Genomic DNA, 19,116 nt, shown 5'->3' on the forward strand with positions numbered 1-19,116 from the left:
CATAGAGACATTGGTCACAATCGATGTCGAGGGATCGGTGTGGGATTCTCGACGTGTGCTACAGGTAAGCGGGGTATCACCAGACGTACACCGGCTGCTCCTGGTCGAGGACGACGCGGAACTCGCGGACATGCTCACCGAGGTACTTGCCGACGAGGGATACCAGGTCGACGTGGCTCGGGACGGACATCGGGGGTTGCACCTCGGGCTCACCCGACCCTACGACGTGATGGTGATCGATCGGCTGCTGCCGGCGCTCGACGGGCTCAACCTGCTGACCCGGCTGCGCTCGCGCGCGATCGGTGCCCGTGCGTTGCTGCTCACCGCGCTCGGCACGGTCGACGACCGGGTGGCCGGCCTGAACGCGGGCGCCGACGACTACCTGATCAAGCCGTTCGACCTGGACGAACTGAGTGCCAGGCTCCGGGCGCTCTGCAGACGTACCTCGGACGGCGCCGAGGCGCTGCCGATCGGCACCGGTCGGCTCGACCTCGGCCTGCGAGACGTGGTGCTGGCGGACGGCACCCGGGTGGCGCTCTCCGCCCGGGAGTTCGAACTGCTCCGCGTGCTCGCCGTACGCCCCCGGGCGGTGCACACCCGCGCCGAGCTGCGCCGCCGGGTCTTCGACGAGGCGGCGGCGACCTCCATCGTCGACACCTATGTGTACTACCTGCGACGCAAGCTCGGCCGGACGGCGGTCCGCACCGTGCACGGCCTCGGCTACCGGATCGGTGAGCTGTGACGCCGTGGCGGAGGCTGCGCCGGCCGGCGCCGGCCGGCCTCTCCTGGATGGCGGCCGAGCGCATCGTGGTGGCCCGGGCCCGTCGCCGGGTCGGCGTGCTGGTCGGGCTCGCGGTGACCGTCCTGGTCACGGCGGTCGGCGTGCTCGCCTACGGCATGCTGGTCCGTGACCAGGAGCGCCAGATCAAACGCGAACTCGCCTACACCGCCAGCCGTAGCGACCCGTCCGGTCCACCCGGCTGCACCTGGCTGTTCCTGCTCCGCGACGGCGAGATCACCGGCGGTACGGTGCCGGCGCCGCCCGGGTTCCCGCTGGCGACGGCGATGACCACCACGGCCAGCACCGGAGTCCCGGCGGAAACCACGATCACGCGCAACGGCACGGTCTACTTCGTCCTGACCGAGACCCGTGGCGAGGACGTCGTGCAGGCGATCTTCGACGCCCGGTACCAACTCGCCGACCGGCGTCACCTGCTCGTCGCGCTCGCCGTCGCGGAACTGCTCGGGCTGATCGTCGCCGTCGCCAGCGGTTGCGTGGTGGGCCGGCTCGCCGTCGCGCCGCTGGCCGACTCCCTCGCCCGGCAGCGCCGATTCATCGCCGACGTCAGCCACGAACTGCGTACGCCCATCGCGCAGGTGCACACCCGGGCACAACTGCTGGCGCGGCGGGCCGGCGCCGCCGGCATCCCCGTCGAGTACCAGTCGGAGCTGAATCGCCTGACCGGCACCACCAGACGACTCGGCGAGGTCGTCAACGACCTGCTGCTCTCCGCCCGGCTGGCCGCCGCCCCGGGTGACCGGCCGGCCGCCGACCCGGTGGACCTGGCCACTCTCGCCGAGGCCGCCGTGCTCGCTGAGAACGACCGGGCCGGCGAACAGGGTGTGGCGCTCACCCTCAGCCGTCCGGACGTGCCGGTCCCGGTCGCCGGGGTGGAGTCGGCGCTGCGGCGGGTGATCAGCGAACTGCTGACCAACGCCCTCACCCACACCCCGGCCGGCGGACGGATCGACGTGACGGTGCGCCTGCCCGCCCCCGACGTGGCGGAGTTGATCGTCGCCGACACCGGCAACGGCTTCGACCCGGCCGACCGCATCTTCGACCGGTTCTACAGCGGCGCGGGCCCGGAGAAGCGCCACACCGGGCTCGGCCTGGCACTGCTTCGGGAGGTGGTCACCGGGCACGGAGGCAGCATCGACGCCCGCAGCCATCCCGGTCGGGGCGCCCGGTTCGCCGTCCGGCTGCCGGTCGGGACGAGCCCGCGACCGGCCGCGTCGACGCTCGCGTCGGTCTCCGGCGACGCCTGACCGGGGAGGGCGTACGGGACGTGCGGAGAGCTGACCTGCCGGTGTCAACGGGGGCGCGCAGCGGCCTCCGGGGTCTCGGCGATCTGCCGCGTCACGTGGCAGGCGACCTCGCGCAGGACGTCGATCTGACTCGCGGTGAGGCCGTCGATGACGTAGTGACGGACGGCGGCGACGTGTCCGGGGGCTGCGGCGACCACAAGATCCCACCCGTCTTCGGTGAGCGTGGCCACGGTGTAGCGGGGGCTCTCCGGGTCGGGTGCGCGGCGCAGCAGTCCCCGCTGTTCGAGCCGCTTCACGACGTTCGACAGTCGGGACAGCGAGCAGCTGATCTGGCTGGCCAGATCACTGAGCCGCAGGGTGCGTGCGGGGGCCATGGACAGGCCGCTGAGTACGAAGTAGTCGAACAGCGTGAGGTGGTTGTCGCGCAGGAGTTGGGCGTCGAGGGCGCTCGGCAGGTTGAACATGAGTTTGGCCAGGGCAAGCCAGGCGTCGCGCTCGTGGTCGGTCAACCACCGAGGTTCCTCAGCCATGCCGCAAGCGTACGTCCCGGCCTGACCTGCCCGAGTGGGGGACGTCCCAGCTCAGCCGGTTGACTCGGGGGCGTCGGTGTCGAGCAGGGGAGCGAGGGTCTCCCAGTTGGCGCGGGTGGCCTCCGCCGCACCTGCGACATCTCCGGCCTCGCACCGCGCGATGATCAGCTCGTGCTGAGCGACCGACTCTCGGCCGCTGAGTGAGGAGAAACGCAGTCGCTCCAGGCGACGCAGCACCGGGGTGAACTGTTCGAGCACGTCGCGTAGGGCCTGGTTGGCGCTGGCCTGGACGGCAACTGCGTGGAAGGCGTCGTCGGCGGCGATGGCCTCGTCCACGTCGTTACGCCGCAGCGCCTCGGCGAACCGGGCGTTGGCCGCGCGCATGGCGTCGATCTCGTCGGCGGAGAGGTTGGGCAGTGCCTCGCGGACGGCCAGTTCGTGCATGGCGGCCGTGACCGACTGGGCGTTTCGGGCGGCGCGGACGTCCAGCGGGCTGACCATCGTGTATCGGCCGGGTCTGGTCTGCACCAGACCTGCCTGCTCCAAGCGGGCCAGGGCCTCCCGGACCGGGGTGCGGCTCACGCCGAGCCACTCGACCAGGTCGTTGTCGTTGAGGCGTTCGCCGGGGGCCAGCGTGCCGCCGACGATGGCGTCGCGGATCGCCCGGTAGGCCTCGTCGCGGAGAAGTGACCTGGGAGCGAGTCCCGGCCCCCGTGGAACAGGCATGCAATATGTTGCACACCGGATGTGCCAGCTGTCAACCAGGCTCGCCTCGCGATGGATTGAGGACGTCGGCTCTTGCCCTTCTCCAATATTCGTTGGAATACTGTATTTAAGGTGTGGTCTGCCGACGTGGGCGGCCAGGCGAGGAGGATGTGATGGCTGAGGTGAATGTGGTTCCGCTGGTCGACGAGGGTCTGGGGAACACGGCGTATCTGCTGGATCTTGGTGGTCGGGCGCTGGCGGTGGACGCGAGCCGTGACCTGCGGACGCTGCGGGCGGTCGCCGAGCGTCGTGGCCTGCGGATCGCTTACGCCGCTGACACGCATCTGCACGCGGATTTCCTGTCCGGTGCCCGTGACCTGGCTGCCAGCGACGGTGCGCGGGTGCTGGCCTCGGCGGCGGGCCAGCGCGAGTTCGGACACGTCGCGCTGGCCGACGGGGACGAGGTGGACCTGGGTGGGTTGACCCTTCGGGTCCTGGCGACCCCGGGGCACACGCACGAGCACATCGCCTTCGAGGTGCTGGACGGCCCGCGGACCGTCGGGGTGTTCACCGGGGGATCGCTGCTGGTCGGAGCTGCCGCGCGTACCGACCTGGTGGCGCCGGAGCGCACCGAGGAACTGGCCCGGGCCCAGTACCGGTCGCTGCGCCGTCTCGCGACGCTTGGCGACGCGGTGGCGGTGTGGCCGACACATGGCGCGGGGTCGTTCTGCTCGGCACCGCCCAGCGCGGAACGGACCTCGACCATCGGGGCTCAGAGGGCGACGAACGCGCTGTTGCGCGCCGAGTCCGAGGACGCGTTCGTGACGGCGCTGCTGGGTTCGCTGGGCACGTTCCCGCCGTACTTCCTGCGACTGCCGGAGCTGAACCGTCTCGGGCCGGCGCTGGTCGGGAGCGCAGCCGTCCTGCCCGACCTGAGGGTCGAGGACGTTCGGCGCCTGCGCGAGGCCGACGCCGAGGTTGTCGACGTCCGGCCGGTTGCCGACTTCGCCGCCGGACACATCCCCGGCTCGCTGTCCATTCCGCTGCGCGGGGTGTTCGCCACGTGGCTGGGATGGCTCGTCGACCCCGACCGCCCCTTGGTCGTGGTTCGCAACGCCGACCAGGACCGGGACGAGGTGATCTGGCAGGCATTGAAGATCGGCTACGACCGGCTCGCTGGTGAGTTCACCGGGGGCATGGCCACCTGGACCGCGGCCGGTGGGCAGCTCAGGTCGATTCCGCTGGTCGACGGCGCGGCGCTGGCCGACGCCTCCATCCTGGACGTTCGGCAGATCAGCGAGTACACCACCGGTCATGTCCCGGGCGCCCGGCACATCGAACTCGGCGGCCTTGCCGCTCGTGCCGGGGCAGCGCCAGTCGGCCGCACCGTGTTGATGTGCGGCCACGGAGAACGGGCTATGACGGCCGCCAGCCTGCTCGCCCGGGCCGACCGCACCGATCTCGCCGTGCTCGCCGGCGGCCCGTCGGACTGGTCCACCGCGACTGGCGCGAAGCTGGGGGTGGGAGCATGAGTCTGCGCGCGACTCAACGCCCGATCGCCCTGGGCCTGCGGCAGAACGCAGCCCAGTTTTCCCTGCTCGTCGCGGTCAATGCCCTTGTCGGCGGGATGCTCGGCCAGGAGCGGACGGTGCTGCCGCTGCTGGCGGAGTCCGGGTTCGGTCAGCAGGCGTACACCGCCGCACTGACCTATATCCTGGCGTTCGGCCTGGCCAAGGCCGCGACGAACTACTTCGCCGGCACCTGGTCGGACCGCTACGGCCGCAAGCCGGTGCTGGTCGCGGGCTGGCTGATCGCCGTCCCGGTACCGCTGCTGCTGATCTGGGCACCGACCTGGGGGTGGGTCGTCGCCGCCAACGTGCTGCTCGGCGTCAGCCAGGGGCTCACCTGGTCCACCACAGTGATCATGAAGATCGACCTGGTCGGGCCGGCCCGGCGTGGGTTCGCGATGGGGTTCAACGAGGCCGCTGGCTACCTGGCCGTCGCCGCGACCGCGCTCGCTACCGGGTACCTAGCCGAGGCGTACGGGCTGCGCCCGGCACCATTCCTGCTCGGGATCGCGTACGCGGCGCTCGGGCTGGGTCTGTCGACGCTCCTGGTGCGGGAAACCCGCGGGCACGCCCGCCTGGAGGCAGCGAACCACGTAGCCCGTGCCGACGGCCGCCACGATCACCTGCATCCGGAGCTGAGCAACCGGCAGGTGTTCACCCAGACCAGCTTCCGCGAGCCCGCGCTGTCGTCGGCCAGCCAGGCCGGTCTGGTGAACAACCTCAACGACGGTCTCGCGTGGGGGCTGTTTCCCGTGCTGTTCGCCGCCGCAGGTCTGTCCGTCGGACGCATCGGCATCCTGGCGGCGCTCTACCCGGCGGTCTGGGGCCTCGGGCAACTGTTCACCGGCGCGCTGTCGGACCGGTGGGGGCGCAAGTGGTTGATCGCTGCCGGCATGTGGGCCCAGGCCCTCGGCCTGGCGCTGATCGCCCTCGCCGACGCCTTCACCTGGTGGGCGGTCGCGGCGGTCCTGCTCGGCGCCGGCACCGCGATGGTCTACCCGACGCTGCTGGCGTCCATCGGTGACGTCGCCCACCCGGCGTGGCGGGCCCGCTCCGTCGGCGTCTACCGGCTCTGGCGCGACGGCGGCTTCGCGGTAGGCGCCCTGCTCGCCGGTGTCGTCGCCGACGCCTTCGGAATCCGGGCGGCGATTTGGACCGTCGCCGCCCTCACCGCCGCGTCCGGGCTGGTCGTCGCCGCCAGAATGTACGAGACCCACCGACGCCGGATCCCGGCCTCGTCAGCACCCCAGGGAGGCACCAATGGGTGACCGAGCCGCCAAGGACGCGCTGTTCGCCGAGTTCGCCGCCGTCGGCAAAGCCCTCGGCAGCCCGAAGCGCCTGGAACTGCTCGACCTGCTCGCCCAGGGCCCGCGCAGCGTCGAGGACCTCGCCAACGCCGCCGACCTCGGGCTGTCCACCTGCTCGGCGCACCTGCAACGTCTCCTCGCAGCCGGGCTCGTCGCCACCCGCCGCGACGGCACCCGGATCTGGTACTCCCTGGCCGGCGACGACGTCGCCGCCCTGTTCGCGAACCTCCGCAGCGTGGCGCAGCGGCACCGACCGCACACCGAGCAGGCCCGCCGCGCCTACCTTGGTCCCGACGACACCGAACAAATCGATCTGGCCGAGCTGCTCCGCCGGGCCGAAGCCGGCGACGTCGTCGTCCTCGACGTGCGACCGGCACCGGAGTACGCCGCCGGGCATCTGCCCGGCGCGGTATCCATACCACTTGACGAACTCGAGGACAGGCTCGCCGAACTGCCCGAAGACCGGGAGGTCGTCGCCTACTGTCGCGGTGCCTACTGCGCCCTCGCTCACGACGCGGTCCGGCTCCTCAGCGCCCACGGCCGGCAGGCACGGTGCGCCACCGACGGCATCCTGGAATGGCGAGTGGCCGGCCTGCCCGTCCAGTTCAGGGCCGCCTGAGCGCGAACTCGACGACCAGGACGTACATCGGATCCTCCCCTTCTCGAAGGAGTGGTCACAGGGCCAGCAAACCCCGGTCGGTGAACTGGGCGCGGACCCGGTCGAGCAGTTCGGGCGTGGGTGGCTCGGTGTCGGCACAGGCAAACGGCAGCCCCAACTCGCGGTACTTGTGCGCGCCGAGCCGGTGGAACGGCAACACCTCCACCCGCTGCACGGTGGGCAGCGTGGCGACGAAGTCGGCGACGCCGGCCACGTTGGCCGGGTCGTCGGTGAGGCCGGGCACCAGGACGAAGCGGATCCAGATCGGGGTGCCCCGCTCGGCGAGGCGGCGGGCGAAGCGCAGCGTCGGCGCGACCGTACCGGTCCGGGTGACCCGGCGGTAGGTCGCCGGATCCCAGCTCTTGATGTCCAGCAGCACCAGGTCGGTCGCGTCGAGCAACTCCGGGGTGGCGCGGTCGCCCAGGAAACCGCTGGTGTCCAGGGCGGTGTGCAGACCCAGCTCCCTGCACCGGCGCAGCACGGCCGCGGTGAACCGCGCCTGTTGCAGTGGCTCGCCGCCGCTGAGCGTGACGCCGCCACCGGCGACCTTGATGAAACGTTCGTACCGCCGGATCTCGGTGACCAGGTCGTCGACGGTCATGGCCCGTCCGCTGCGCTGGTACCAGGTGTCGGGGCTGTGGCAGAAGCGGCAGCGCAACGGGCAGCCGGCGAGGAACGCGACGAAGCGGGTACCGGGCCCGTCCACTCCGGTCGAGATGTCGAAGGAGTGGACGGACCCGACCACCGCACCCGCGGGCACGAGGGGCGGGCGCGACGGCCAGACCTGCGGCGTCATCACAGTCGGCCGTGGAAGGTGCGGGAGATGACGTCGCGCTGCTGCTCGCGGGTCAACCGGACGAAGTTCACCGCGTACCCGGAGACCCGGATGGTGAGCTGCGGGTACCGCTCCGGGTGCGCCATGGCGTCTTCGAGGGTGGCCCGGTCGAGGACGTTGACGTTGAGGTGGAAGCCGCCCGCGTCGGCGTAACCGTCGAGCACTCCCACGAGATTGTCGACCTGCTCGTCGCGGGTGCGGCCGAGCCCGTCCGGGGTGACAGTGGTGGTGAGCGAGATGCCGTCGCGGGCGCTGGCGTACGGCAGCTTCGCCACTGACAGCGCCGCCGCGACGAGGCCGTGCGTGTCCCGGCCGTTCATCGGGTTCGCGCCGGGCGCGAACGGCTCGCCGGCCCGACGACCGTCCGGGGTGTTGCCGGTGTGTTTGCCGTAGACCACGTTCGAGGTGATGGTGAGCACCGACAGGCTCGGCTCGGCCCCCCGGTACGTCGGCTGCGCCCGTACCTTGTCCATGAAGCGCTGCACCAGGTCGACGGCGATGGCGTCGGCCCGGTCGTCGTTGTTGCCGAAGGCCGGGTAGTCGCCGTCGACGGTGTAGTCGGTGACCAGGCCGGTGTCGTCGCGCAGCACCTTGACCTGGGCGTGCCGGATCGCCGACAGGCTGTCCACGGCGACGGAGAGCCCGGCGATGCCGGTGGCGAGGAAGCGGTGCACCGGGTGGTCGTGCAGCGCCATCTCCAGTCGCTCGTAGGCGTACTTGTCGTGCATGTAGTGGATGACGTTGAGCGCGCGTACGTAGGTGCGGGCGAGCCAGTCGAGGGTCCGGTCGAACGCGGCCAGGACGGTGTCGTAGTCCAGCACGTCGTCGGTGACGGGCGGCGTGGCGGGCGCGACCTGCGCGCCGCTGATCTCGTCCCGACCGCCGTTGATCGCGTAGAGCAGGGCCTTGGCGAGATTGGCGCGGGCGCCGAAGTACTGCATGTCCTTGCCGACGCGCATCGCCGACACGCAGCAGGCGATCGCGGTGTCGTCGGAGTACACCGGCCGGATCAGGTCGTCGTTCTCGTACTGGATGGCGCTGGTGTCCAGCGACACCTGCGCGCAGAAGCGTTTGAAACCGGTGGGCAGGTCGGCCGACCAGAGGACGGTCAGGTTCGGCTCGGGTGCCGGACCGAGGTTGTACAGCGTCTGCAGGTACCGGAAGCTGGTGCGGGTCACCAGCGGCCTACCGTCCGTGCCGACCCCACCGATGGCCTCGGTGACCCAGGTGGGGTCGCCGGAGAACAGCTCGTCGTACTCGGGGGTACGCAGGAAGCGGATGATCCGCAGCTTGATCACGAAGTCGTCGATCAGCTCCTGGGCGGCGGACTCGGTGAGCCGGCCCTCGGCGAGGTCGCGGTCCAGGTACACGTCGATGAAGGTCGACGTGCGACCCAGCGACATGGCGGCGCCGTTCTGTTCCTTGGTGGCGGCCAGGTAGGCGAAGTAGAGCCACTGGACCGCCTCGCGGCCGGTGGCGGCGGGTGCGCTGATGTCGCAGCCGTAACCGGCGGCCATCTCCTTGAGTTCGCCGAGGGCGCGGATCTGCTCGGCCAGCTCCTCACGGTCGCGGATGACGTCCTCGGAGCAGGGACGGTCGTCCAGGGACGCCTTGATCGCCTGGCGTTCGGCGACGAGGCGGTCGACGCCGTAGAGCGCGATCCGCCGGTAGTCACCGATGATCCGGCCGCGACCGTAGGCGTCGGGCAGTCCGGTGACGATGTGCGAGCGCCGCGCCGCCAGCACGTCGTTGGGGTAGGCGTCGAAGACCCCGGCGTTGTGGGTCTTGCGGTACGTGGTGAAGACGCGGCGCACCTGCGGGTCCAGCTCGAAGCCGTACGCGGCGAGCCCGTTCTCCACCATCCGGAGCCCACCGTTGGGCATGATCGCCCGGCGCAGCGGCGCGTCGGTCTGCAGCCCGACGATCAGCTCGTGATCCCGGTCGATCCAGCCGGGCGCGTGCGAGGTGATCGTGGCGGGGGTGTGCGGGTCCACGTCGTAGATCCCGCGCTCCCGTTCGGCGATGAACAGGTCACGCAGTCGGTCCCACAGTTGTGTGGTGCGAGCGGTCGGGCCGGCGAGGAACCGGGCGTCCCCGTGGTACGGGGTGACGTTGTCGCGGACGAACGCGGCGACGTCGACGGTGTCGCGCCAGGCGTCGCCGTGGAAGCCGCGCCACGGGTCGGGCCGCGCCGTCGGGCGCTGCTCGGACCGGGCCGCCGGGCTGTGCTGCTGGGCCATGTCTCCTCCTGGAAGCTCTCTTCGAGCCTCTCGCGGGGGTGGCCGGGCGGTCAGGGGCGAAAGGCCCGGGCGGTCCGGGCCGCTGGACACCGGCGTGGGCCCCGGTGCGGCGGCGACGATCAGGGTGTGACCGGACGACGTGACCGGCATCGACGATCGGAGTGATCCGCATGACCGCCGCCACCGCGACGAGCCTCCTGCCAACCTCGGCCCCGCCGCCGCAGCGCGGGGCGGCCAGCACGCCCGGGACCGCCATCGACACCCTGGTCGGCAATGGACTCAAGGCGCTCGACGACTACGCCGCGTTCGACCAGGAGCGCGTCGACCGGATTGTGGCGAAGGCCTCTGTGGCGGCGCTGAGCCGGCACGCCGAGCTGGCTCGGATGGCGGTGACCGAGACCGGCCGGGGCGTTTTCGAGGACAAGGCGGTCAAGAACATCTTCGCGTGTGAGCACGTCACCAATCACATGGCGGCCCTGAGGACGGTCGGGGTCATCTCCCGTGACGAGATCAACGGCATCGTCGAGATCGCCGAGCCGGTCGGCGTGGTCTGCGCCGTCACTCCGGTCACCAATCCCACGTCGACGACCATCTTCAAGGCGCTGCTCGGGCTGAAGACCCGCAACCCGATGATCTTCGCCTTTCATCCGGCCGCCCAGCGGTGCAGTGTCGAGGCGGCCCGGGTGGTCCGGGACGCCGCCGTCGCGGCGGGCGCACCCGAGCACTGCATCCAGTGGATCGAGCAGCCTTCCGTGGAGGCCACCGGCGCGCTGATGAAGCACCCCGGGGTCGCCACGATCCTGGCCACCGGTGGCAACGGGATGGTGCGGGCGGCGTACTCGTCCGGAAAGCCGGCCCTTGGCGTGGGTGCCGGCAACGTGCCGGCGTACGTCCATCGCGGTGCGAAGCTGCGCCGGGCGGTGCATGACATCGTGCTGTCGAAGTCGTTCGACAACGGCATGATCTGCGCCTCCGAGCAGGCGGTGATCATCGATGCCGAGGTGTATCCGGCGGCGATGGCCGAGTTCCAGCGACTGCACGCCTATCTGGCCGCCCCCGACGAGAAGCGCCGGATCGAGGAGCTGATCTTCGGGGCCGCCGCCGGTGGCACCGATTGCGCGGGTGCGCGGCTCAACCCGGAGGTCGTCGGCCAGAGCGCGGTGTGGATCGCCGAGCGCGCCGGCCTGACGGTGCCGGCCGACACGTCGGTGATCCTGGTGGAGGTGGACCGGGTCGGCCCGGCCGAACCACTCACCCGGGAGAAGCTCTGCCCCGTCCTGGCGGTGCTGCGCGCCGAGTCCACCGAGGACGGCATCCGGCACGCCGAGCAGATGGTCGAGCTGAACGGCCTCGGGCACAGCGCGGTCATCCACACCGAGGACGCGCACCTCGTGGAGGAGTACGGGCGGCGGGTCAAGGCGGTGCGCATCATCTGGAACGCTCCCGCGTCGCAGGGCGGCATCGGCGACATGTACAACGCGTTCCTGCCGTCGTTGACGCTGGGCTGCGGCAGCTACGGACGAAACTCGGTGTCGAACAACGTCACCGCGGTCGACCTGCTCAACGTCAAGCGGGTCGGCCGTCGGAACAACAACCTGCAGTGGTTCAAGGTTCCACCGAAGATCTACTTCGAGCCGAACGCGATCCGCTACCTGGCCGACCTGCCCGACGTGCACCGGGTCACGGTGGTCACCGACCACACCATGACCCGGCTGGGGTACGTCGACCGGCTGATCACCGTCCTGCAGCGGCGGCCCGAGCGGGTGGCGTTGCAAATCATCGACGATGTCGAACCGGAGCCGAGCGTCGGCACGGTCGACCGGGGCGCGGAGCTGATGCGGTCCTTCCGACCCGACACGATCGTCGCGTTGGGCGGCGGCTCGGCGATGGACGCCGCCAAGGTGATGTGGCTGCGCTACGAGCACCCGGAGGTGGTCTTCGCCGACATGCGGGAGAAGTTCTTCGACATCCGCAAACGGGCCTTCAAGTTCCCGACGCTGGGGGAGCGGGCCCGGCTGGTCTGCATCCCCACCACCTCCGGCACGGGCGCCGAGGTGACGCCGTTCGCGGTCATCACCGACACCGCCACCGGCAAGAAGTTTCCCCTCGCCGACTACGCCCTGACGCCGAGCGTGGCCATCGTCGACCCGGTGCTCGCCGCCGACCTGCCGCCCACCATCACGGCGGACAGCGGCTTCGACGCGCTGACCCACGCCACTGAGTCGTACGTCTCGGTCTACGCCAACGACTTCACCGACGGTCTCGCGTTGCAGGCCATCAAGCTGATCTTCACCTACCTGGAGCGCGCGGTGCGCAACGGCGCGGCCGACGCCGAGGCCCGGGAGAAGATGCACAACGCGGGAACCATCGCCGGCATGGCCTTCGGCAGCGCCTTCCTGGGCATCGTGCACGCCATGTCGCACACCCTGGGTGCCACCTTCCACGTGGCGCACGGACGCACCAACGCGATCCTGATGCCGCACGTCATCCGCTACAACGGCACCACACCGACCAAGCTGACCGGATGGCCCAGGTACGAGGACTACCGGGCGCCGGAGCGGTTCCAGGACATCGCCCGGATGCTGGGCCTGCCGGCGGCCACCGCGCAGGAGGGGGTCGAGTCGTACGCCGCCGCGGTGGAGCGGCTGCGCGACGCCGTCGGCATCGAGCCGTCCTTCCAGGCCGTCGGCGTCGACGAGGAGGCTTTCCTCGCCGCGTTGCCGCAACAGGCCCTCAACGCGTACGAGGACCAGTGCGCTCCGGCCAACCCGCGGATGCCCATGCTCGACGACATGCAGGAGCTGATGCGAGCCGCGTACCACGGCACGTGACCACGGCACCGGTCGCGGCGGGTGGGTTCGCGGTGGTGACCGAGGAGACCCCGGCTAGCCATCGCAAATGACAACCGTTATCGTCTGGTGGTCGGGGATCCCCTGAACATCGGGAGTGCGCGGTGGGACATGTGCTGGTGGTCGAGAGCTGGGTGGGTGCGATGAGCACCCTGCTGCCCCGGGCGATCCGGGAAGCCGGACATCGGTTCACCTTCCTGACCAGGAACCTGCACCACTACCTGGGCCGGGGCAGCGGCGACGGGGTGCACCCGCTGCTCACCGCGGACAATGTGATCACCGCCGAGACCAACGACCTGGACCTGCTGCTGCCCCAGGTCCAGCGGCTGCACGAGGTACTGCGCTTCGACGGTGTCATCACCTCCTGCGACTACTACCTCGGCACCGTCGCCCGGCTGGCCGCACACCTGGGTCTGCCGGGTGCCCGGCCGCAAGCCGTCGAGTACGCCTGCCGCAAGGACCTGGCGCGGCAACGGATGCAGGCGGCCGGCCTGCCCGGCCCGGGTTTCGCGATCACCGAGGACTGGCCGGGTGCCGAGGCCGACGCGCGTACGCTGGGCTTCCCGCTGGTGATCAAGCCGGTCGACCTGTGCGCCGGAATGTTCGTCCGGCTGGTGGCCGACCGGACCGAACTGCGCGAGGCCTTCGACGCCCTCGACGCGTTCCCGGTCAACGCCCGTGGCCAGCAGCGCGCACCACAGGTGCTGCTGGAAGAGGTGCTGGTCGGGCCGGAGGTCAGCGTCGAGACCGTCACCATCGACGGCACGACGACGGTGCTCGGTGTGACGGACAAGAGCCTGGCCGGCGAGCCGTGGTTCGTCGAGACGGGGCACATGTTCCCCGCCGCGCTCGACGCCGCGACGGTCACCGCGGTGGGCGACACGGCGGTCGCCGCCCTCGCCGCGGTCGGGTTCGACCGGGGAGTGGCGCACACCGAGCTGCGGTTGACGGCCGCCGGGCCGCGGGTGGTGGAGATCAACCCACGCCCGGCGGGCAACCAGATCACCGAGTTGGTGCGGCGGGCGACCGGGGTGGATCTGCCCATGGTGTACGCGCAGCTCGCCCTCGGTGAACAACCGGACGTCACAGTGACCGACACGGGCGTGCGTAGCGCGGCCATCTCGTTCCTGCTGCCGCCCCACGCCGGGACCGTCGCCGGGATCGACGGCTCGGCCACGGTGGCCGCAGCGCCCGACGTCGTCGACTGGGCGGTGAAACCCGTTGGGCACCGCACCGGCGACGCGGTGAGCAACAACACCTACCTCGGCCATGTCATGACTGTGGACACCACCGGCCTCGGCGCCCGCGCCCGCGCTGAGGAACTCATCGCCGGCCTGCGTGTGCGGTACGCCGACGAGCTGGCCGGGGCGCTGGCGTGACGACACCGACGCCGGTGGAGACCGGTGAGCCGTTCATGTCGGTGACGGACCTGATCGACGCGGTCAACGCGGCCCGATTCGGTCCCGATCCGGCCACCGAGCAGGTCAGCGTCGCGTTCACCACCCGGCAGGGTGCCCGGCACGCCGGACGCGGCCGCAGCTACCGCAACCACGTACTGAGTCTGCGGGTGGGCGCCACCGTCGGTTCCTGCTCGACTGAGCCGGCTGAACTGACCGACGACGTCGCGTACGACTGCGTGGGTCGCAGCGTCGCGGAACTGCTCACCCACCCGGTGCCGGCGGTCCGCGTCGCGGCCCTGGACGCCTACCTCGCCGCGGCCCGTCCGCACGCGCACGCTGCCGACGACGCGGTCACCATCCCCGCCGGCACCTCGCTGGCCAAGTCGACCGCCAGAGCCGCCGCGGTGGTGGACCTGCTGCCGGTGGCCCGGGGGCAGCAGGTCCTGGTGGTCGGCGTGGTCAACTCCCTGCTCGGCCAACTGCGCCGCCGCGGCATCGGCTACCTGCCCTGCGATCTGGCGGGCGGCAGCACCGAGTGGGACGAGCCGTGTCTGCCGGACGCCGACGCGCTGCTGGAACGCTGTGACGCTCTGCTGGTGTCCGGAATGACGCTGGGCAACGGCACCTTCGAGCCACTGCTGCGGCACGCCCGCGCCACCGGCAAACCGATGGTGGCCTTCGCGCAGACCGGCAGCGCCGTCCTGCCGTGCTTCCTCGGCGCCGGGCTCAGCGCCGTGTCCGCCGAACCGTACCCGTTCTTCTGGCTCGACGGCGGGCCGACGACGGTCTACCGCTACCGCGCCGCCGACGGGTCGCCATGCTGACCGGCGCCGCGCCGGGAACGTGCGCACCACACCTGCTGGACCTGCTGGGGCGCTCCCCGGTGGCGTACGTCGACACCCCGCTGCCGCACCCGCACGGCGGCTTCCACGCCAAGGTGGAGTATCTGAACCCCGGCGGCATGAAAGCACGCGCCGCCGTGGCCATGCTCCAGGCCGCCCGGCAGCGCGGTGACCTTCGACCGGGAGCCACGGTGGTGGAGTCCACAAGCGGCACCCTCGGGATCGGGCTGGCGTTCGCCGGGCAGGCCCTGGGCCACCCGGTCATCCTCGTGGTGGACCGCGACATCGAACGACCGATGCGGGCGCTGCTGACCGCCTACGGGGCGGTGGTCGAGGTGGTCGAGCAGCCGCACCCGGTCGGCGGTTGGCAGCAGGCCCGCCTGGACCGACTGCACGAGATCCTGGCGCGCATCCCGGACGCCTACTGGCCTGATCAGTACCACAACCCGGACAACGCCGCCGGTTACCGCACTCTCGCCGCCGAGCTGACCGGGCAGGTCGAGGCCGTCGACGTGCTGGTGTGCAGCGTCGGCACCGGCGGGCACAGCGCCGGCCTGGCCCGGGCGTTGCGGCGGCACTGGCCCCGGATGCGGCTCGTCGGCGTCGACACCGTCGGCTCGACGATCTTCGGTCAGCCCGCGCGGCCACGGCTGATGCGCGGTCTGGGCAGCAGCATCTTCCCCCGCAATGTCGACTACACCGCCTTCGACGAGGTGCACTGGATCGGCCCGGTGGAGGCGGTGGACGCCTGCCGCCGGCTGGCACGCTCGGCGTTCGTCACCGGCGGTTGGAGCACCGGCGCCGTGGCCCGGGTCGCCGCGTGGATCAGCCGCATGCAGCCCGGCGCGCGGGTGGTCACGATCTTCCCGGACGGTCCGCACCGCTACCTCGACTCGATCTTCGACGACGCGTTCTGCGCCGCCCACGGGCTGTTCGCCCCCGCACCGGGCCACCCGATCGAGATTCCGTACCCGGACGCCGTCGAGGTCACCCGGTGGAGTCGCTGCCGGACCGTCCGCGACCCGCTGCGCCGCCTGGCGGTGCCGGCATGAGGCTCGGCTGGCGCAGCTACCCGCTGCGGCTCCGCGAGCCGCTGCGGATCTCCCGCTCGACGATGCCGGGCCGCGACGCCGTGCAGGTCGAGCTGTCCCACGACGGCTTCACCGGCCACGGCGAGGTCGTCACGAGCGTCTACTACGGCCTCGACCTGGCCGCCATCCTCGACCTGCTCGCCGGGCTCAGGGACCGGGTGCGCGGCTACGGCGAACCCGAGACGCTGGTGGCGGACCTGCCCGCGCTCGCCGCTGAGCTGCCCGCCGGAGTGCTGGCGGCCCTGGACGCCGCCGTCCACGATCTGGTGGGCCGGCGCGCCGGGATGCCGGTGCATCGGTGGCTCGGCCGGCCGGATTTCGCCCCGGTGCCCACGGCTCACACCATCGGCCTGGTCGCCCCCGGGGACGCGGCCACCACCGCTCGGGCGCTCGGGCGGCGCGGCTTCCAGTTCGTCAAGGTCAAGTGCGGCGACGCCGCTGACCTGGCCCGCATCGCCGCCGTACGCGTTGCCGCGCCGCAGGCCCGGCTCCTGCTCGACCCGAACGGCGCCTGGACAGCCGAGCAGACCGTGCGGCTACTCGACACGATGCGCCCGTACCGCATCGACGCCGTCGAACAACCCATCGCGCCCGGAACACCGCAGCTGCTCGCCTGGATCAGCGCGCGCACCGAGGTGCCGGTCATCGCCGACGAGGACGCCGCCACGGTGGCGCACCTCGACGCGCTCGCGGGCACGGTCGCCGGCATCAACATCAAACTCGCGAAGTGTGGCGGCATCCACGCCGCACAGCAGATCGCGGCCACCGCCCGCGCGTACGGCATGGACCTGATGCTGGGCTGCCTGGTGGCCAGCTCGCTGGGGATCGCACCAGCGGTGCACCTCACCGGCGATGCCCGCTGGATCGACCTGGACGGGCACCTGCTGCTCGCCGACGATCCGTGGACCGGTATCGGCGGCCACGACGGTGTCCTGCGGCTGACCGACGAACCCGGTCTCGGCGTGCGGGCGGCCCGATGAGCACGTGGGCCGCACTGCGCAGCTTTCCGCTGCCGATCCGACTGCTGGTGGTCAACCAACTCGGCGTCAACATCGGCTTCTACCTGCTGCTGCCCTACCTCGCCGGCTATCTGGCCGACGACGTCGGCCTGTCCGCCGCCGTGATCGGCGTCGTGCTCGGCGTGCGGAACCTCAGCCAGCAGGGCCTGTTCCTGCTGGGCGGCTCGGCCGCCGACCGGCTCGGTGCCCGCGGCGTCATCATCGCCGGCTGCGCCCTGCGCGCCGTCGGCTTCGGACTGTTCGCCCTCAGCACCTCGTTGCCGCTGCTGCTTGCCGCGTCGATCCTGTCCGGGCTGGCCGGGGCGCTGTTCAACCCGGCGGTGCGCACCTATGTGGCGCAGGCCGCCGCCGACCGGCGCGCCGAGGCGTTTGCGTTGTTCAACGTGTTCGCCAGCGCGGGCGCGCTGCTCGGCCCACTGCTGGGCTCGGCACTGCTGCTTGTCGACTTCCGGGTCGCCGCGTTGACCGCCGCGGCGGTGTTCGCCGCGCTCACCGTGGCGCAGGCGGTCTGGCTGCCCGCCCAACCGGTGACGTCCAGCGCGGCCACCGTCTGGCAGGACTGGCGCACCGGCATCGCCGACCGCCGGTTCCTGGCCTTCAGCGTGGCGCTGGCCGGCATGTTCGCGTTGCAGACCCAGTTGTATCTGATCCTGCCGGTGCAGGCGGAACACGTCACCGGGCAGCCGGTCGCGGTCGCGGTGCTGTTCGTCGTCTCCACCGTCGTGACGCTCACCCTGCAACTGCCCCTGACCGGCTGGCTACATCGCCGGGTCAGCCGCGGTACGAGCATCACCGCAGGCATGGCCGTGATGGGAGCCGGCTTCCTGCTGCCGCTGCTGCGGGTGGAGCCGGCGCCTCCGGCGCTGCGGCTGCTGCCCGTACTGGCCGCTGCCGTCCTGCTCACCGTCGGGGTGATGATCACCCAGCCCTTCGTTCTGGAGCTGATCCCCACCTTCGCCGGGCCGGGACTGACCGGCACCTATTTCGGCCTGTTCTACCTGGTGTCCGGGATTCTCGCCGCCGGCTGCACCGCCGCCGTCGGCGCGGCGGTGGGCGGCTCCGGAGGCGCCGGTGTGCCCGCGGCGGCGTGGCTGCTCACCGCCGGTGTCGGGCTGGCATCGGCAGGCGCGGTGTGGCTGCTGCGCCGTGGCGGCCTGCTCACCCCGGCACCGGCGATACCGGCGGCGGCGTCGGCGGGCGTGTCATGAGCGGAGAGAACCTGCTCACCGACAACCCGGAGCTGTACGAACAACAGTTTCCCGACCCGGGCCACATCGCCGCCCGGTTCGTCGACGACCTCGTGCGCCGATTCGCCGACCGCGCCGTCGCCGCGCCCCGGCTGCTCGACGTCGGTTGTGGCACCGGTCGCGACGCCGGGCACCTCGCCACCCTCGGTTACACCGCCACCGGGTTGGACATTTCGGTGCCGATGTTGACCTACGCGCAGCGCCGCCATCCCGGAGTCCGGTTCGTGCACGCCGACCTGCGCACCTTCGACCTGACCGGTGACTTCGACGTGATCACCTGCCTGGACAGCGCGTTGCTGTACTGCCACCACAACGCCGACCTGACCGCGTTCCTGCAGCGCTGCCGCCGGCACCTGCGGCCCGGTGGGCTGCTGGTGGCGGAGATGCGCAACGGCGCCTTCTTCCTCGGCAGCACCGAACTCCTCGACGGTGCCCGCACCCGCAGCGTGACCTGGCGTGACGTCACGTACACCTCCGCGACGCGGCTGTGGATCGACCACCGCGAGCAGTTGCTGCGCCGGGAGCGCGTCTGGACCTGGCCGAACTGCCCGCAACCGCTGGTACAGACCTCGGCGTGGCGGCTGCTGTTCCCCGCCGAACTGCGGCACCTGCTCGACACCGCCGGGTTCGACGTGGTGGCCCTGTTCGACACCCCCGGGCCACGGACCGACCCGCCCTGGCATCCGGCGGCCGCGCCGTCTGACGCCCTGTCCGGCGACCGTCTGCACCTGGTCGCCCGCCGCCGCAACGAGGCGGCGTAACTCGCACCTGCGTATCGA

Annotated in this window: 16 protein-coding genes; 12 read left to right on the forward strand and 4 right to left on the reverse strand. The window is 71.4% G+C overall.

The genetic code is table 11. The features are described from left to right. Positions 1-130: 130 nt before the first annotated feature. Both O7624_RS28045 and O7624_RS28050 read left to right on the forward strand, forming a co-directional pair. Positions 131-742 (forward strand): response regulator transcription factor, encoded by a 612-nt coding sequence (locus O7624_RS28045; RefSeq protein ID WP_282237973.1) that lies wholly within the window; start codon positions 131-133, stop codon positions 740-742. A 47-nt stretch (positions 743-789) separates the two neighbouring features. After that, positions 790-2,046, forward strand: a complete 1,257-nt coding sequence (locus tag O7624_RS28050) for a HAMP domain-containing sensor histidine kinase (protein ID WP_282237974.1) — start codon at positions 790-792, stop codon at positions 2,044-2,046. Positions 2,047-2,090: 44 nt separating this feature from the next. On the opposite strand, the gene O7624_RS28055 is transcribed toward O7624_RS28050, so the two are convergent. Continuing rightward, positions 2,091-2,576, reverse strand: a complete 486-nt coding sequence (locus O7624_RS28055) for a MarR family transcriptional regulator (protein WP_282237975.1) — start codon at positions 2,574-2,576, stop codon at positions 2,091-2,093. Positions 2,577-2,627: 51 nt separating this feature from the next. Further along, positions 2,628-3,302, reverse strand: a complete 675-nt coding sequence (locus tag O7624_RS28060; protein ID WP_282237976.1) for a GntR family transcriptional regulator — start codon at positions 3,300-3,302, stop codon at positions 2,628-2,630. Between the two features lie 152 nt (positions 3,303-3,454). Between O7624_RS28060 and O7624_RS28065 the strand changes: the two genes are divergently transcribed. From O7624_RS28065 to O7624_RS28075, 3 genes are read left to right on the forward strand one after another with little or no spacing between them, the layout of a single operon-like run. Then, positions 3,455-4,813: an MBL fold metallo-hydrolase gene (locus O7624_RS28065; RefSeq protein WP_282237977.1), complete on the forward strand. Its 1,359-nt coding sequence runs from the start codon at positions 3,455-3,457 to the stop codon at positions 4,811-4,813. After that, positions 4,810-6,117 (forward strand): MFS transporter, encoded by a 1,308-nt coding sequence (locus O7624_RS28070; RefSeq protein WP_282237978.1) that lies wholly within the window; start codon positions 4,810-4,812, stop codon positions 6,115-6,117. The genes O7624_RS28065 and O7624_RS28070 overlap by 4 nt, the downstream gene beginning before the upstream one ends. Then, complete coding sequence (locus tag O7624_RS28075) at positions 6,110-6,775, forward strand: metalloregulator ArsR/SmtB family transcription factor (protein ID WP_282237979.1); 666 nt, start codon at positions 6,110-6,112, stop codon at positions 6,773-6,775. Before O7624_RS28070 ends, O7624_RS28075 begins: the two co-directional genes overlap by 8 nt. Before the next feature lie 55 nt (positions 6,776-6,830). Here the strand turns inward: O7624_RS28075 and pflA are convergent, their stop codons facing one another. Together pflA and pflB are read right to left on the reverse strand one after the other, a co-directional pair. Next, on the reverse strand, positions 6,831-7,559 hold the full coding sequence (pflA, locus tag O7624_RS28080) for a pyruvate formate-lyase-activating protein (protein WP_348774969.1): 729 nt from the start codon (positions 7,557-7,559) through the stop codon (positions 6,831-6,833). A gap of 50 nt (positions 7,560-7,609) precedes the next feature. Next, a complete protein-coding gene (gene pflB, locus O7624_RS28085; protein ID WP_282237981.1) occupies positions 7,610-9,889 on the reverse strand; it encodes a formate C-acetyltransferase in 2,280 nt (759 codons plus the stop codon). A 170-nt stretch (positions 9,890-10,059) separates the two neighbouring features. Here pflB and adhE point away from each other — a divergent pair, with 170 nt between their 5' ends. From adhE to O7624_RS28120, 7 genes are all read left to right on the forward strand, one after another. Next, entirely contained in the window at positions 10,060-12,720 is a 2,661-nt protein-coding gene (adhE, locus tag O7624_RS28090; RefSeq protein ID WP_282237982.1) for a bifunctional acetaldehyde-CoA/alcohol dehydrogenase, read from the forward strand. A 122-nt stretch (positions 12,721-12,842) separates the two neighbouring features. Further along, positions 12,843-14,117 carry an ATP-grasp domain-containing protein gene (locus tag O7624_RS28095; protein WP_282237983.1) on the forward strand — a complete coding sequence of 425 codons (1,275 nt, stop codon included), beginning with the start codon at positions 12,843-12,845 and terminating at the stop codon, positions 14,115-14,117. Further along, entirely contained in the window at positions 14,114-14,962 is an 849-nt protein-coding gene (locus tag O7624_RS28100) for a DUF364 domain-containing protein (RefSeq protein WP_282237984.1), read from the forward strand. The genes O7624_RS28095 and O7624_RS28100 overlap by 4 nt, the downstream gene beginning before the upstream one ends. Further along, entirely contained in the window at positions 14,956-16,032 is a 1,077-nt protein-coding gene (locus O7624_RS28105; RefSeq protein ID WP_282237985.1) for a PLP-dependent cysteine synthase family protein, read from the forward strand. The genes O7624_RS28100 and O7624_RS28105 overlap by 7 nt, the downstream gene beginning before the upstream one ends. Beyond that, positions 16,029-17,051, forward strand: a complete 1,023-nt coding sequence (locus tag O7624_RS28110) for an enolase C-terminal domain-like protein (protein ID WP_282237986.1) — start codon at positions 16,029-16,031, stop codon at positions 17,049-17,051. The genes O7624_RS28105 and O7624_RS28110 overlap by 4 nt, the downstream gene beginning before the upstream one ends. Beyond that, positions 17,048-18,298, forward strand: a complete 1,251-nt coding sequence (locus O7624_RS28115) for an MFS transporter (RefSeq protein WP_282237987.1) — start codon at positions 17,048-17,050, stop codon at positions 18,296-18,298. Before O7624_RS28110 ends, O7624_RS28115 begins: the two co-directional genes overlap by 4 nt. After that, complete coding sequence (locus O7624_RS28120) at positions 18,295-19,098, forward strand: class I SAM-dependent methyltransferase (RefSeq protein ID WP_282237988.1); 804 nt, start codon at positions 18,295-18,297, stop codon at positions 19,096-19,098. The genes O7624_RS28115 and O7624_RS28120 overlap by 4 nt, the downstream gene beginning before the upstream one ends. Positions 19,099-19,116: the final 18 nt, after the last annotated feature.

The organism is Verrucosispora sp. WMMD1129, from assembly GCF_029581255.1.
Classification (GTDB): domain Bacteria; phylum Actinomycetota; class Actinomycetes; order Mycobacteriales; family Micromonosporaceae; genus Micromonospora; species Micromonospora sediminimaris.

Bases quoted from the DNA above. Each gene is read 5' to 3' on its own strand.
- O7624_RS28070 (WP_282237978.1), top strand. From the start codon at position 4,810: ATGAGTCTGCGCGCGACTCAACGCCCGATCGCCCTGGGCCTGCGGCAG.
- O7624_RS28075 (WP_282237979.1), top strand. From the start codon at position 6,110: ATGGGTGACCGAGCCGCCAAGGACGCGCTGTTCGCCGAGTTCGCCGCC.
- O7624_RS28065 (WP_282237977.1), top strand. From the start codon at position 3,455: ATGGCTGAGGTGAATGTGGTTCCGCTGGTCGACGAGGGTCTGGGGAAC.
- O7624_RS28055 (WP_282237975.1), bottom strand. From the start codon at position 2,576: ATGGCTGAGGAACCTCGGTGGTTGACCGACCACGAGCGCGACGCCTGG.
- O7624_RS28060 (WP_282237976.1), bottom strand. From the start codon at position 3,302: ATGCCTGTTCCACGGGGGCCGGGACTCGCTCCCAGGTCACTTCTCCGC.
- O7624_RS28120 (WP_282237988.1), top strand. From the start codon at position 18,295: ATGAGCGGAGAGAACCTGCTCACCGACAACCCGGAGCTGTACGAACAA.
- O7624_RS28105 (WP_282237985.1), top strand. From the start codon at position 14,956: ATGCTGACCGGCGCCGCGCCGGGAACGTGCGCACCACACCTGCTGGAC.
- O7624_RS28050 (WP_282237974.1), top strand. From the start codon at position 790: ATGGCGGCCGAGCGCATCGTGGTGGCCCGGGCCCGTCGCCGGGTCGGC.
- O7624_RS28045 (WP_282237973.1), top strand. From the start codon at position 131: ATGCTCACCGAGGTACTTGCCGACGAGGGATACCAGGTCGACGTGGCT.
- O7624_RS28110 (WP_282237986.1), top strand. From the start codon at position 16,029: ATGAGGCTCGGCTGGCGCAGCTACCCGCTGCGGCTCCGCGAGCCGCTG.
- adhE (WP_282237982.1), top strand. From the start codon at position 10,060: ATGACCGCCGCCACCGCGACGAGCCTCCTGCCAACCTCGGCCCCGCCG.
- O7624_RS28115 (WP_282237987.1), top strand. From the start codon at position 17,048: ATGAGCACGTGGGCCGCACTGCGCAGCTTTCCGCTGCCGATCCGACTG.
- pflB (WP_282237981.1), bottom strand. From the start codon at position 9,889: ATGGCCCAGCAGCACAGCCCGGCGGCCCGGTCCGAGCAGCGCCCGACG.